This window comes from Rhodococcus sp. 14-2470-1a, assembly GCF_002259425.1.
Taxonomy (GTDB): Bacteria; Actinomycetota; Actinomycetes; order Mycobacteriales; family Mycobacteriaceae; genus Rhodococcoides; species Rhodococcoides fascians_E.
In genome coordinates this window covers 299,463-311,791 of the sequence record NZ_NPFZ01000033.1, presented here as the reverse complement: position 1 = coordinate 311,791, position 12,329 = coordinate 299,463, and the positions used below count along the sequence as shown (strand labels likewise).

Genomic DNA, 12,329 nt, shown 5'->3' with positions numbered 1-12,329 from the left:
GCGGATCCGGCTCAGCAGCGCGCGGTGCGCGCTGCTTCGAGCAGGCTGATGTCCAGCGGTGCAGGCGTCGAGCCCGGCGTCACGCCGGCCAGCGACTGCAGGACCGACTCGGCGTCGTCGTTGGGCTGCAGATTCTTGAAGTACGTTCCGAGCGCGAGATCGACGGTGTCGTCGGCGCGTGAATCCTGAATCAGTTCCGCGCAGGGGGCTGCGAGCCACACGGCACTGGCCGCTGCTCTACCGTTCTCGCCGAACCGAATCTGGCCCTGGCACTGCATGTTCTGATCGACGTACACGGGATCGTTGCCGACCTGTACGTCCGGTGCACTCGCGAACCCGTACTCGCTCAAGTCGGCGGCGACGGTCGCGGCCTGTCCGCGCTCGCCGTTCGCGTTGAACACTCGGACCTTGGTGGCGGACAGGGCTGCGGGCTCGGTGTCCAGAAGCGTCTCGCGATCGATTCGCTCGCCCAGTGCCACCGGGACTGTTCCGTCGTCGGCAGGGGCCGTCGACGGTTCGTTGCACTCGACGGTGGTCGCGACGGTCTCACCGGAGGTGAACACGCGGATCCACGTGAACACGCCGAGTAGTGCCAGTACGGCGAGCACCGCGACGATCGGCAGTGCTCGGCGTCGCCGGAAGGGCCGCCCACGATCGTCGAACGATGAGCCCTCGGTGATCAGTGAAACCACGGTGTCGATGCGCCTTTCGTTCGCGAGGATCGAACGCGCGGGCACACGAGGGTTCGGACCCGTGCTTGCGCGCGCCAGCCCACTGTAGTGCTCACCCGAGGAAGTGGTCCCTCGCAGGCATGGAATGCCCGGCGTGTCCGAGGTGTTCAAGGGGTTTGTCAGGTGATTGTGGAGGAAGACGGTGAGGCGGTTTCGTCGATGTCGTTCGCTTCGGCTATTGTCTGGCGGCCCCGGTGCTGAGAAATCCGAGCAGTCACCGTGGTGGACGGCAGCGCTGTGTCGATGTCTCGATCGTGTTTCAACCTGGGACGTTCGGGCATTACCCGGGTAGTTTCTCGGGCACCTTGCATCGAGGTCGTCCGTTGTAGAGCAGTACCAGCGGTGTTCGGCCTGCATGTCCGGGCGAGCAGCACCCACAAATGAAGAGAACAGCCGCAGAGAATCAGACACGGTGGAGGCGGCTCGGGAGCAGGCCGAAGGCAACGATCGGCACGTGTCCACCCGCACAACACGCACGAGGACGAGGGGTAACAGAAGACAATGGCAACCGACTACGACGCACCGAGAAGAACAGAATCCGACGATGTGTCGGAGGATTCGCTCGAGGAGCTGAAGGCACGCCGCAACGAGGCGCAGTCCGCGGTGGTCGACGTGGACGAGTCGGACACGGCGGAGTCGTTCGAACTCCCGGGTGCCGACCTGTCCGGCGAAGAGCTGTCGGTCCGGGTGGTTCCGAAGCAGGCCGACGAGTTCACCTGTTCGAGCTGCTTCCTGGTCCACCACCGGAGCAGGCTTGCGAGCGACGCCAACGGCGTTCTCGTCTGCCGTGACTGCGCAGCGTGATTTCGGACGACAGGAATCGAACGACCTAGCTGAACCACGCCGACCGACGAGGTCACATGAATCAGGTGGTGCAGACGATGCGGCCGAGAGCGCTCAGGCGTGATCTCCGGGGGTGGGCCGCGTCAGAGCCGATACCAGCGCGTCGGGGCGTGAGGTACTGACCAACCAATAAGGTGTGGGATCGTCCGGATCATCGAGAACGACGAGAACCATCTGTTTGACCCAAGTGCGGTGTTGAACGAAGGCGAGAGGATCCAACTGCCTTCCCAGTGCCGCACTTTTTGCTGTCGCGGGCACGACAGCCGCGCGTGCGATCACGTCCAGCGGTAGGTGTGCCTTTCCGACGCGGAGCTCGCCGTCTCCTGCTGCGTCCCTCTCGACCTCGACCCGCATGCGGCTGAGCCAGATCAGAGCCCAGATCGGAAACGGTAGGACCAGGACGTACGGGAGCCAGGCCCTGAGACCCGGGGCGCCCATGTGCACCTCGGCAGCCAGCAGGACCCCTACGGCCACGGCAACCGGCCACCACCACAGCGGCACCCACAGTTTCTCGGAGTGCACTACGCGCCGACCGTCTCCGCGGTCGGGCGAAGCGTCGGGATGCAGGTCGCGGCGTGAGTTCTGTGACACGTACTCCAGAGTAGCTGGCGCCCGTACGGCGAGCGGTCGGTGCTCCGCTCGGGAAAGTTCCGCCGGAAGACGTACGAGGCCGAGTTCGGTCCGGGGTCGGCGCGTAGTCTCAGTGCACGTGAGTGACGATTTCAGCAGTGACGGCACGTTCGGTGCCGCGATGTCGGCGGATGCGCCCCTCGGGTCGGTCCGAGTGGTCCGTCTGGACAAAGAGTTACCCCTTCCGGTTCGCGCGCACGCAGGCGATGCGGGGGTCGACCTGCACATCACCGCAGACACCTCGATCGCGCCGGGGGAGCGTGTGGTCGTCGGCACCGGTATCGCGGTCGCACTCCCGTTCGGCACAGTCGGTCTCGTTCATCCCCGTTCGGGTTTGGCTGCGCGGTCGGGGCTGTCCATCGTCAACGCGCCGGGCACCATCGATGCCGGTTATCGAGGCGAGATCAAGGTCTGCCTGGTGAACCTGGATCCGCGCGAGGCGATCGACCTGGTCCGCGGTGATCGCATCGCCCAGTTGTTGGTGCAGCGCGTCGAACTCGTCACCTTCGCCGAGGTCGAGTCTCTCGACGAGACCAGTAGAGGTGACGGAGGCTACGGGTCGAGTGGTGGTCATTCCAGTCTGACGACCTCCGCGCCGACGGCAGACACATCGAGTCGAGAGGGAGTGAGCTGATCATGTTCGGACGTCGCAAGAAGGACGCAGACGCGGCGGGTGCCCCCAACGAGAACACCCGGGCCGACGACGCAGCGAGCGGCGCGGGCGGTCGAGATGCCGACGAGGCACTCGATCCACAGGATCGTGCCGCCGATCAGGGTCCGTTCGACCTCGAGGAACTCGACGAGGACCGCGAGACCCTTGCGGCGACTCGGTTGGACCTCGGTTCGGTTCTGCTGCCACTTCCGGCCGGCGGTCAACTTCAGGTGGAGATGACGCAGGCCGGTGCGCCGCAGGCCGTCCACGTGGTGACCCAGTACGGCCGCATCACCATCGCGGCGTACGCCGCCCCCAAGTCGCCGGGACAATGGCGCGAGGTCGCCGCGGACCTGGCAGGTTCGTTGCGAGGAGATCAGTCGGTGGTCTCCGTCGAGACCGGGCCCTGGGGACGGGAACTACACGGCGTCACCGCGAACGCGGACCTGCGTTTCATCGGCGTCGACGGGTACCGGTGGATGGTTCGTTGCGTTCTTGCAGGCCCGTCGGGCGCTGTCGGTGCCGATTCGCCGCTCGTGGCGATCGCTCGCGACGTGCTGTCGCAGACGGTCGTCGACCGAGGCAGCGATCCCCATCCGGTTCGCACGCCCCTCCCGGTAGTTCTCCCTCAGGCTCTGCTGGCGCAGTTGGCGGCCGCTCAACAGCAACAACAGGCCGCCGCACAGCAAGCAGGGACACAGCAAGCAGGGGCACAGCAAGCAGGGGCACAGCAAGCAGGGGGCCAGGTGGCGCCGCAGGCCGAGCCGCCGAACCCTGTCGGACCCACGGAAGGTCCCCGGCGTGGTACCTCCGGATCGGCGATGCAGCAGTTGGGTTGACGGAACGGTCGGTGGAGCGGCTCACACGCCGAGGGCCGACAGCCCCTCCACCGCCCGTCGACCGAGAACGGACGGATCCGCACCGATCTCGGTCAGCGTGACCGTCGCCAGCGACGATCGGGCGATGGCGCCGTGCCAGGCGATCGCCACGTCGTGTGGATGAACTGGATCGTCGACGGCCGCCACGATGGACGTTCTGATCGTCGATCGGGCGAGTTCGGACAGGTCCGGCGCCGTGTAGACAGCCGCTTCGTCGAGCGCCGACGGCAGATCCGGCCACTGCGAGGTCCACGACCGGCGCAGTGTCGAAGCGAGCCACGCGGGAGACGTGGCCGCCATGGCGTCGATGACAGCGCCGAGTCCGTCGTTCCGCAGCGCTGTCGCGGTGTACACCGCGCTGAGGGCGGCGGGCGCACCCTGCGCCGAACCGAGCCACGGAGGTAGCGCCGCCAGGATCCCGAAGACGTGCTCGGGATTGCGCAGAGCCCACGACGCCGCCACCGCAGCACCGATCGACACACCGCCGACGATGATGCGGCCGTACTGCAGGGCGGCCTCGTCGAGAGCGGCTTCGTACGACTCGACGACCCGGGTCGGGTCCGGTTCGACGGCGGTGGTGCGCGTCCCGGCGAGGGCGAGCGCGTCTGCGAACGCCTCGGCAGCGAATGCTGCGTCGGAACCGGTGCCGGGCAGGACGACGGCGTGCGCGGGCCAGGTATCCATGAATCGGAATTGTCCACGTCCGTCCGACATTGTCGACTCCCGAGGGGGCCGCGCGAGTCGTGAGCCCGAACGCAGCGCCGCGCGCTTGGACTTAATCGGCGCGCCGGGGTTACAGTGGCCAGGAGCCACGCCGCATGACGTGGCACAACTTCGTAGATGCTTTCAGGAGCGCACCATGGCACCCGCTGCCGCAGGGTATTTCCGCAAACTCACCCGGAAATTGACCGAGGACGTCGACAGCCTCGACGCACAGGAGATGGCGGAGTCGTCGGAAGCGTCCGGCGCTCAGCGCGCGTGTGATTGTTCCCGCGGTGACGAAGTCACCATGCTCGGACGTCTGCGCAGTGTGGAGGCCTGCTCCAAGGCCGCGAACGCCAACATCGAGGCGGAGTTCTTCGACGGAACCGACCCGGTGACGCTCGTATGGATCGGTCGTCGGAAGATCCCGGGCATCGAGCCGGGCAAGACCGTGCTGATCCGCGGCAGGGTAGGGGTTCGCGACGGCCGAAAGATCGTCTACAACCCGTACTACGAACTGCGCGACGACTCCTGACGCCCTTGCCGCCGTGCGCAGCGGACGGTGTGGCACCCTCGACATCGTGACCGAGAGCGACAGGCCAGAAGACGAGGAACGCAAGCAGACCATCCTGGAACAGATGGGTGGGCTCAGTGGCCTGATGGCGTCGACGCTGCCCGTCATCGCCTTCGTCCCGGCCAACAGCTTCTTCGATCTGACGGTGGCCATCTGGACCGCGCTGGGCGTTGCGCTCGCCGTCATGGTGTGGCGACTGGCCACCAAGGCGCCGGTTCAACCCGCGATCTCCGGATTCTTCGGGGTCGGTATCTGCGCGTTCATCGCGTACCGAACCGGAGATGCCAAGGGCTACTTCCTGTTCGGCATCTACACTTCACTTGCCTACGCCGGTGCATTCGTGCTGTCGATGATCGTCCGGTGGCCGCTCGTCGGCGTCGTCTGGGGGTATCTGAACGGCAAGGGCACCGCGTGGCGTCGCAGCAGTCGCGCCGTGGTCTCCTACGACATCGCGACGTTCGCCTGGGCGGTGGTGTTCGGCGCGCGGTACCTCGTGCAGTCGCAGCTCTACGACGCCGACCAGACGGGGTGGCTCGCAGCCGCCCGTATCGGCATGGGCTGGCCGCTGACAGGCGTCGCGCTGTTGGTGACGTTCTGGGCCGTGCGCCGGGCCGACAGGGCGCTCGACGACGAGTCCGCCGAGCACCGAGAGATCAAGTAGCTCAGCGGTAGTGGCGCGTCACCCCAACTTGGACAGACCCACGGCGACACGCAACTCGTCCTCGACTTCCTTGGACGCGACGAACAACAATTCGTCGCCTCCCTCCAGCGGGTCGTCCTGCTGCGGAACGATGACTCGACCACCGCGCAGAATAGTCACCAGTGCGGCGTCGCGGGGCAGCGAGAGCTTGCGCACCGGCTTACCGGCGAGCGCCGTGTTCTCCGGAAGCGTGACCTCCACCAGGTTCGCCTGACCTTTTCTGAACGTCATCAGGTGAACAAGATCGCCCACCGACACCGCTTCCTCGACCAGCGACGCCAGCATTCGCGGGGTGGACACCGCGACGTCCACGCCCCACGATGCGTCGAACAGCCACTCGTTACGAGGATCGTTGACCCGCGCGACAACACGGTTGACGCCGAACTCCGTCTTCGCCAGCAGGCTCAGGACGAGGTTTGCCTTGTCGTCGCCCGTGGCCGCGATGACGACGTCGTACTGCTCGAGACGTGAGGCCTCGAGCAGTGCCAGTTCGCAGGCGTCGGCGAGAACCCATTCCGCCTCGGGAATCGCGTCGCGGTCGAGGTGATCGAGTTTGCGTTCGAGGAGCATGACGCTGTGCTCACCGCGAATGAGTTCGCGAGCAATGGATCTGCCGACAGCTCCGGCGCCGGCGATGGCAACTCTCATGGTGTCCTCAGTCTCAGTCTCAGTGTCGTGTCGAGGGCGAACGTGGGGTGAGGCGTCAGTCGTCGGACGGTGGGGGATTGGACGCGAGCGCAATGGCTTCGGCGACCGTTCCGGACACCGCGGCCACGTAGATCTCGTCGTCGGACTGGATGACGGTCTTCTTGTCCGGTAGCAGTCCGGTGCCGAACCGAATGATGAACGCAGCCCGCGACCTCGTCGACTCCTCGAGGACGGATACTTTTCTCCCGATCCACCCCTCGTCGAAATCGAGCAGCACGACGGCGACGTTGCCCGACGGGTCACGCCATTTCGTCGTCGGATCGTCCCGCAGGAGGTTGTGCAGGAAACGGTCGGTCGCCCACGGCACGGTGGCCACCGTCGGAATTCCGAGCCGCTCGTACACCGCGGCGCGTTTGGCGTCGTAGATCCGTGCGACGACCCGCTCGACACCGAATGTCTCACGGGCCACGCGTGCGGAGATGATGTTCGAGTTGTCGCCGGACGACACTGCGGCGAACGCCTCGGCCTTCTCGATGCCTGCCTTCGTCAGAACGTCGCGGTCGAAGCCCATTCCGATGACTCGATGGCCGTCGAACGCGGGATCGAGTCTGAGAAACGCCGTCTCGTCACGGTCGATGACGGCCACCTCGTGGCCGATTCTCTGCAGAGCACCGGCCAGCGACGCGCCCACCCGCCCGCATCCCATCACCACTACGTACACAGATCCAACTCCATTCGGATTCTTTTCTCGGCGCTCGCTCTGCACCAACGTAACGGTCGGGGACGCACGGATCGAGCGTCGGGATGCATCGGCCGTTGCCGAGTTGGACAAATCGGGTTGCGTGTCGAGCAATTCGGCCAGTTCGGGTGCACCGATGTCGTGATTCGATTCGGACGGCTTACGCTTTCACGGTGTCCAAGCTCTCGACCGCCGCGAAGCGGCTCGTGCTCGGTAGACCGTTCCGAAGCGACAAGCTCGGTCACACCTTGCTCCCCAAGAGGATCGCGCTGCCGGTGTTCGCCTCCGACGCCATGTCGTCGGTGGCGTACGCACCGGAGGAGATCTTCCTCGTGCTGTCGGTCGCCGGCATCTCCGCGTACGCCTTCACTCCGTGGATCGGGCTCGCGGTGTGCGTCGTCATGGCCGTCGTCGTCGCAAGCTATCGACAGAACGTGCATGCTTATCCGTCGGGCGGTGGTGACTACGAGGTCGCGACGGTCAATCTCGGGCCGACCGCCGGACTCACGGTGGGAAGCGCGCTGCTCGTCGACTACGTGCTGACCGTCGCGGTATCGGTGTCGGCGGCAGCGTCGAACATCGGCTCGGCCATCCCGTTCGTGGCCCAGCACAAAGTACTGTTCGCGGTTCTGGCGATCGTGCTGATCACGTCGATCAATCTGCGCGGCATCCGCGAGTCCGGAGCCGCGTTCGCTGTGCCGGTCTACGCGTTCATGATCGGGATGTTCGTGATGCTCGGATGGGGCCTGTTCCGCGTCTACGTGCTCGGGGACGAACTGCACGCCGAATCCTCGGGCTTCGAGCTGAAAGCCGAGGATTCCCACCTCTACGGCATCGCGTTCGCGTTTCTGATCGCCCGAGCCTTCTCGTCGGGTTGCGCGGCGCTCACCGGAGTCGAAGCGATCAGCAACGGTGTGCCTGCCTTCCGCAAGCCGAAGTCACGCAATGCGGCGACGACGTTGCTCATGCTCGGCGGGATCGGCATAGCGCTGTTGATGGGAATCATCCTTCTGGCCGAGAAGATCGGCATCAAGTACGCGCTCGAGCCGAGCGAACAGCTCGTCGGAGCGCCGGACGGCTACCAGCAGAAGACCCTGATCGCACAGCTCGCCGAAGCGGTCTTCCACGGGTTCCCGATCGGGTTCTTCTTCATCACGGTCGTGACCGCACTCATTCTCGTTCTGGCCGCCAACACCGCGTTCAACGGATTTCCGGTGCTCGGTTCGGTTCTCGCCCAGGATCGGTATCTTCCGCGCCAGTTCCACACCCGGGGTGACCGGCTGGCGTTCAGCAACGGAATTCTCTTCCTGTCCGCTGCCGCGATCGCGTTCGTCGTCGTGTTCGACGCCGAAGTGACCAAGCTCATCCAGCTCTACATCGTGGGTGTCTTCGTGTCCTTCACCCTGAGCCAGACCGGCATGATCCGGCACTGGACGCGGTTGCTGCGTGTGGAACAGGATCCCGAACAGCGTCGCCGGATGTTCCGTTCGCGCATCGTCAACAGTGTCGGCCTCGGGCTCACCGCCACGGTCCTCGTCATCGTGCTCATCACCAAGTTCGCGGCCGGAGCGTGGATCGCCATCGTCGCCATGTTCGCGGCGTTCGGACTGATGAGCCTGATCCGCAAGCACTACGACACGGTCGCCCGTGAACTCGAGGACGAGGAATGGGACGGTGTGCTGCCCAGCCGCACGCATTCGATCGTGCTGGTGTCCAAGCTGCACATGCCGACCCTTCGTGCGTTGGCGTACGCCCGCGCGACCCGCCCGGACACCCTGGAAGCGATCACCGTCAACGTCGACGAGCCGGACACCCGTCAACTGGTCAAGGAGTGGGAGGCCAGCGATGTCACCGTGCCACTCAAGGTGGTCGAATCCCCGTACCGGGAAATCACCAAGCCGGTCCTCGACTACGTCAAACGCGTACGACGCGACTCGCCGCGCGACGTGGTGACGGTGTTCATACCCGAATACGTCGTCGGTCACTGGTGGGAGCAAATTCTGCACAACCAGAGTGCACTGCGCCTCAAGAGCCGGCTGCTGTTCCAACCGGGAGTGATGGTGACGAGCGTGCCCTGGCAGCTGCAGTCGTCGGCGAAAGCGAAGCGCGAGAGCATCGAGAACGCGCCCGGCGCGTCGCGCCGCGGATACGAACCCCCGAGCGGACACGGCCGATGACCGACAGCTGGTTCGGCTCGACTGTCGAGGTCACTCTCGGTGCACCCGGGCACGGAGGATTCTGTGTGGCCAGGCACGACGGACGCGTGATGTTCGTCCGACACGGCCTGCCCGGGGAGATCGTGCGGGCGAAGGTCACCGAGGATCGGGGTGGGTCCTACTGCCGCGCCGACGCCGTCGAGATACTTGCCCCGTCGGCCGATCGCATCACTCCGCTGTGTCCCATCTCCGGTCCCGGCGGCTCGGGATGCTGCGACTGCTCCCACATCGACCAGTCCGCGTCGCGGGCCATGAAATCGGCCGTGGTGGAGGAACAACTGCGTCGGATCGGCGGTATCGACCGTGCAGTGACCGTCGAGGAACTGCCGTACACCGGCGACGGCACCGGCTGGCGGAGTCGTGTCCGACTGGCCGTCGACGCGGGCGGCCGCCCCGGCTTCCATCGATACCGCAGCGCCACCGTCGTCCCTGCCCTGAGCTGTCCGCAGGTCGTCGCAGGCGCATTCGACGGTCTCACCGACTCGACATGGCGTCCGGGCTCGGAGCTCGTGGTTGCCGTCGGCAGCTCGGGAGAGCGGCACGTCGTCGAGATATCACCTGCATCCGTGTCGCGCACGGGTCGACGATCCCCCGGCCGACGTGGCGCATCTGCCCGGCGGGCTGCATCGTCGGCCCCACGTCCGGAGCGGGCGGTGGTCGGTAGCGGACGAGTACACGAATCTGTGTCCGGTCGTGACTGGGAACTGGACGCAACCGGATTCTGGCAGGCGCACCGAGGCGCCGCGCAGGTCTACTCCGACGTGGTGACCGAGTGGGCCGACGCCAGGCCCGGTGAGGTCGCGTGGGATCTGTACGGGGGAGTCGGAGTCTTCGCGTCGAGCCTGGCGACAGGAGTCGGCGCCACCGGCCAGGTCGTCAGTGTCGAGTTCTCGCGTAAGGCCTCGGCGGACGGAGCCCGTGCGCTCGCCGATCTCGAGCAGGTGCGATTCGTGCCCGGACGAGTCGAACGCACCGTCCGTGCGCTTCCCGCGCCGAACGTCGTCGTGCTCGACCCACCTCGATCGGGAGCGGGCAAAGAGGTCGTGGCAGCAGTCGCGGCATCGGCACCCGGCCGCGTGGTGCACATCGGCTGCGACCCTGCATCCTTCGCCCGCGATGCCCGGCTGTTCGTCGACGCCGGATATCGACTCGAACAGGTGCGTGCGTTCGACGCATTTCCTCTCAGCCATCACGTGGAGTGCATCGGCTTGCTCGTGCGAGAAGGTGGCACACCGTAGAGGTCGTGGGCTCGGTAGATTGAGCCGCGTGAAAAAGCGCCTCTCTCGTTTCCGTTGTGCCCGTACCGTGTCGATCATCGCCGCCGCGGCCGTTGTGGGTCTTGCCGTGTCCTGCTCGTCGACAGCAGACGACGCGGCGACCACCCCTGCGCCAGCGGGCGCTGACGAGGCGTTTCCGGTGTCGATCGACACCAAGTTCGGTGACGTCACCGTGCCCGAGCGTCCGCAGCGTGTCGTTGCCTTGGGATGGGCCGACGCGGAAACCGCGCTTGCACTCGGCGTGCAGCCGGTGGGCGCGAGCGATTGGCTGGCGTTCGGAGGCGACGGTGTGGGCCCGTGGGCCGACGGGCTGTACGACAGTTCCCCCGAGATCATCGGCACCCAGGAGCCGTCCTACGAGGCGGTCGCGGCTCTCGAACCGGACCTGATCCTGGACACCAAGAGCTCCGGCGATCAGGATCGGTACGACAAGTTGACCCGGATCGCGCCGACGGTGGCTCTTCCCGACGGCGCGGACAACTACCTGACCACCGTCGAGCAGCAGGTGACCATGGTGTCGGCGGCGCTGGGTGAATCGGAGAAGGGCGCCCAGCTGTTGGCCGACCTGGACGGTCGGTTCCAGACCGCAGCGGCGGAGCATCCGGAATTCCAGGGCAAGACCATCACGGTCGGAGCCTTCAGCGGAACCGGATACGGGGCGTACATCTCCGACAGCACGAGAGTCGTGTTCATGAAGAAGCTCGGTTTCGTGTCGAACCCCACGGTCGACGCGTTGACGGCGACGAGGACCGGCTCGACCGGATTCTCGGTGCCCGTATCGGACGAGGAACTGAACACGCTCGACGCCGACGTCGTGGTGATCTTCCCGGTACAGCGATCGGCCGACGACGTGACGAGTAATCCTCTCTTCCAGCAGATCCCTGCCGTTCGGGACGGACGCTCGCTGGTGTTCGACGATCCCGACGTGGCCAAGTCCTACTCGACCAATTCGATTCTGTCGGCGACGTACGCCCTCGACACTGTTGTTCCGCTGATCGCGGAGCGGGCCGAACGCTGACCGGACGGAGCTCCGGTCACCGAGCTTCGACGACGGCGACGGACGTGGCTGCGGCGGGTTTCGGGGCGCGGATGCGCTGGGAGCCGCAGGTGCACCGCTGGTAGGTGACGGTGCCTTCGCTGGTGTTGTGGCTGCTCTCGGTGGTCCAGGTGTGGGTGTGTGCGGTCATACCGACAACTGTGCTGTAATGGTCTTGTGCATATCAACCCTTACGGAACGTATGCGGTGCAACTAGGAGTCGACCTGCTCAATTCGCCGCCGACGTCGGCGGACGAGCTCGGGCATCGGTGCATCGAGGGTGGACTCGTCCTCGACGCACCGGCAACCGATGCGGACGTCACCGCCACCGTTGCGTTTCTCCGCGAGTGGGAGGCGGTGATCGACGCCGATACCGAACAAGCACGGGCGGACATCCTCAACGGACTGCTCGCGCAGGCGTCGGCGTACCCGCGCTTGACCAACCATGCGGGCGACGGATGGCACATGCACTACCGCGACCCGGACATCGATCTCGGATCGGTGGTGCGGGCGTTGGTCAGCGTCGGGACGGCACTGCATCTGACCGGTCGCGGAATGAACAGGCTGGGCAGGTGCGCGGCGGAGGACTGCGTACGAGTGTTCGCCGACGTGTCGCGGACCGGCAGGCAACGGTACTGCGGCACTGTGTGTTCCAACCGAGACGCCGTACGGCGACACCGAGCCAAGGCCGCCCCCGCATGAC

Annotated in this window: 15 protein-coding genes; 9 read left to right on the top strand and 6 right to left on the bottom strand. The window is 65.9% G+C overall.

What is annotated here, in order from left to right; translation table 11 throughout:
• Positions 1 to 11: 11 nt before the first annotated feature.
• Positions 12 to 692, bottom strand: coding sequence for an envelope integrity protein Cei (cei, locus tag CH292_RS23610; RefSeq protein ID WP_026347598.1), 681 nt, complete (start codon positions 690 to 692; stop codon positions 12 to 14).
• Between the two features lie 540 nt (positions 693 to 1,232).
• On the opposite strand from cei, the gene CH292_RS23605 reads away from it, so the two are divergent.
• On the top strand, positions 1,233 to 1,535 hold the full coding sequence (locus CH292_RS23605) for a DUF4193 domain-containing protein (RefSeq protein ID WP_019664051.1): 303 nt from the start codon (positions 1,233 to 1,235) through the stop codon (positions 1,533 to 1,535).
• 93 nt (positions 1,536 to 1,628) lie between these two features.
• Here CH292_RS23605 and CH292_RS23600 read toward each other — a convergent pair whose 3' ends face one another.
• Positions 1,629 to 2,141: a DUF3093 domain-containing protein gene (locus tag CH292_RS23600; protein WP_094628234.1), complete on the bottom strand. Its 513-nt coding sequence runs from the start codon at positions 2,139 to 2,141 to the stop codon at positions 1,629 to 1,631.
• 184 nt (positions 2,142 to 2,325) lie between these two features.
• Here CH292_RS23600 and dut point away from each other — a divergent pair, with 184 nt between their 5' ends.
• Positions 2,326 to 2,838 (top strand): dUTP diphosphatase, encoded by a 513-nt coding sequence (gene dut / locus CH292_RS23595; protein ID WP_027498542.1) that lies wholly within the window; start codon positions 2,326 to 2,328, stop codon positions 2,836 to 2,838.
• 2 nt (positions 2,839 to 2,840) lie between these two features.
• Complete coding sequence (locus CH292_RS23590; RefSeq protein WP_094655850.1) at positions 2,841 to 3,695, top strand: DUF3710 domain-containing protein; 855 nt, start codon at positions 2,841 to 2,843, stop codon at positions 3,693 to 3,695.
• A 21-nt stretch (positions 3,696 to 3,716) separates the two neighbouring features.
• Here the strand turns inward: CH292_RS23590 and CH292_RS23585 are convergent, their stop codons facing one another.
• Positions 3,717 to 4,418, bottom strand: a complete 702-nt coding sequence (locus tag CH292_RS23585; RefSeq protein WP_033189735.1) for an alpha/beta hydrolase — start codon at positions 4,416 to 4,418, stop codon at positions 3,717 to 3,719.
• A 175-nt stretch (positions 4,419 to 4,593) separates the two neighbouring features.
• Here CH292_RS23585 and CH292_RS23580 point away from each other — a divergent pair, with 175 nt between their 5' ends.
• Positions 4,594 to 4,971, top strand: coding sequence for an OB-fold nucleic acid binding domain-containing protein (locus CH292_RS23580; RefSeq protein ID WP_019664046.1), 378 nt, complete (start codon positions 4,594 to 4,596; stop codon positions 4,969 to 4,971).
• 103 nt (positions 4,972 to 5,074) lie between these two features.
• On the top strand, positions 5,075 to 5,671 hold the full coding sequence (locus CH292_RS23575; protein ID WP_256982632.1) for a DUF3159 domain-containing protein: 597 nt from the start codon (positions 5,075 to 5,077) through the stop codon (positions 5,669 to 5,671).
• A gap of 18 nt (positions 5,672 to 5,689) precedes the next feature.
• Here the strand turns inward: CH292_RS23575 and CH292_RS23570 are convergent, their stop codons facing one another.
• Together CH292_RS23570 and CH292_RS23565 are read right to left on the bottom strand one after the other, a co-directional pair.
• Positions 5,690 to 6,358: a TrkA family potassium uptake protein gene (locus tag CH292_RS23570; protein WP_019664044.1), complete on the bottom strand. Its 669-nt coding sequence runs from the start codon at positions 6,356 to 6,358 to the stop codon at positions 5,690 to 5,692.
• A 55-nt stretch (positions 6,359 to 6,413) separates the two neighbouring features.
• Positions 6,414 to 7,079 (bottom strand): TrkA family potassium uptake protein, encoded by a 666-nt coding sequence (locus CH292_RS23565; protein WP_179278048.1) that lies wholly within the window; start codon positions 7,077 to 7,079, stop codon positions 6,414 to 6,416.
• 191 nt (positions 7,080 to 7,270) lie between these two features.
• On the opposite strand from CH292_RS23565, the gene CH292_RS23560 reads away from it, so the two are divergent.
• The 3 genes from CH292_RS23560 (at position 7,271) to CH292_RS23550 (ending at position 11,608) form a co-directional block, all read left to right on the top strand.
• A complete protein-coding gene (locus CH292_RS23560) occupies positions 7,271 to 9,274 on the top strand; it encodes an APC family permease (protein WP_019664042.1) in 2,004 nt (667 codons plus the stop codon).
• The gene (locus CH292_RS23555; protein ID WP_020110176.1) at positions 9,271 to 10,551 is read left to right on the top strand and encodes a class I SAM-dependent RNA methyltransferase; all 1,281 of its coding nucleotides are present in this window, start codon (positions 9,271 to 9,273) and stop codon (positions 10,549 to 10,551) included. The genes CH292_RS23560 and CH292_RS23555 overlap by 4 nt, the downstream gene beginning before the upstream one ends.
• Positions 10,552 to 10,618: 67 nt before the next feature.
• Positions 10,619 to 11,608, top strand: a complete 990-nt coding sequence (locus tag CH292_RS23550; protein ID WP_094655848.1) for an iron-siderophore ABC transporter substrate-binding protein — start codon at positions 10,619 to 10,621, stop codon at positions 11,606 to 11,608.
• A 16-nt stretch (positions 11,609 to 11,624) separates the two neighbouring features.
• Here the strand turns inward: CH292_RS23550 and CH292_RS28995 are convergent, their stop codons facing one another.
• Positions 11,625 to 11,777 carry a hypothetical protein gene (locus tag CH292_RS28995; RefSeq protein ID WP_167336895.1) on the bottom strand — a complete coding sequence of 51 codons (153 nt, stop codon included), beginning with the start codon at positions 11,775 to 11,777 and terminating at the stop codon, positions 11,625 to 11,627.
• A gap of 26 nt (positions 11,778 to 11,803) precedes the next feature.
• Here CH292_RS28995 and CH292_RS23545 point away from each other — a divergent pair, with 26 nt between their 5' ends.
• Positions 11,804 to 12,328, top strand: coding sequence for a CGNR zinc finger domain-containing protein (locus CH292_RS23545; RefSeq protein ID WP_033189656.1), 525 nt, complete (start codon positions 11,804 to 11,806; stop codon positions 12,326 to 12,328).
• Position 12,329: the final 1 nt, after the last annotated feature.

Bases quoted from the DNA above. Each gene is read 5' to 3' on its own strand.
- CH292_RS23605 (WP_019664051.1), top strand. From the start codon at position 1,233: ATGGCAACCGACTACGACGCACCGAGAAGAACAGAATCCGACGATGTG.
- dut (WP_027498542.1), top strand. From the start codon at position 2,326: ATGTCGGCGGATGCGCCCCTCGGGTCGGTCCGAGTGGTCCGTCTGGAC.
- CH292_RS23590 (WP_094655850.1), top strand. From the start codon at position 2,841: ATGTTCGGACGTCGCAAGAAGGACGCAGACGCGGCGGGTGCCCCCAAC.
- CH292_RS23585 (WP_033189735.1), bottom strand. From the start codon at position 4,418: ATGGATACCTGGCCCGCGCACGCCGTCGTCCTGCCCGGCACCGGTTCC.
- CH292_RS23580 (WP_019664046.1), top strand. From the start codon at position 4,594: ATGGCACCCGCTGCCGCAGGGTATTTCCGCAAACTCACCCGGAAATTG.
- CH292_RS23575 (WP_256982632.1), top strand. From the start codon at position 5,075: ATGGGTGGGCTCAGTGGCCTGATGGCGTCGACGCTGCCCGTCATCGCC.
- CH292_RS23570 (WP_019664044.1), bottom strand. From the start codon at position 6,358: ATGAGAGTTGCCATCGCCGGCGCCGGAGCTGTCGGCAGATCCATTGCT.
- CH292_RS23555 (WP_020110176.1), top strand. From the start codon at position 9,271: ATGACCGACAGCTGGTTCGGCTCGACTGTCGAGGTCACTCTCGGTGCA.
- CH292_RS28995 (WP_167336895.1), bottom strand. From the start codon at position 11,777: ATGACCGCACACACCCACACCTGGACCACCGAGAGCAGCCACAACACC.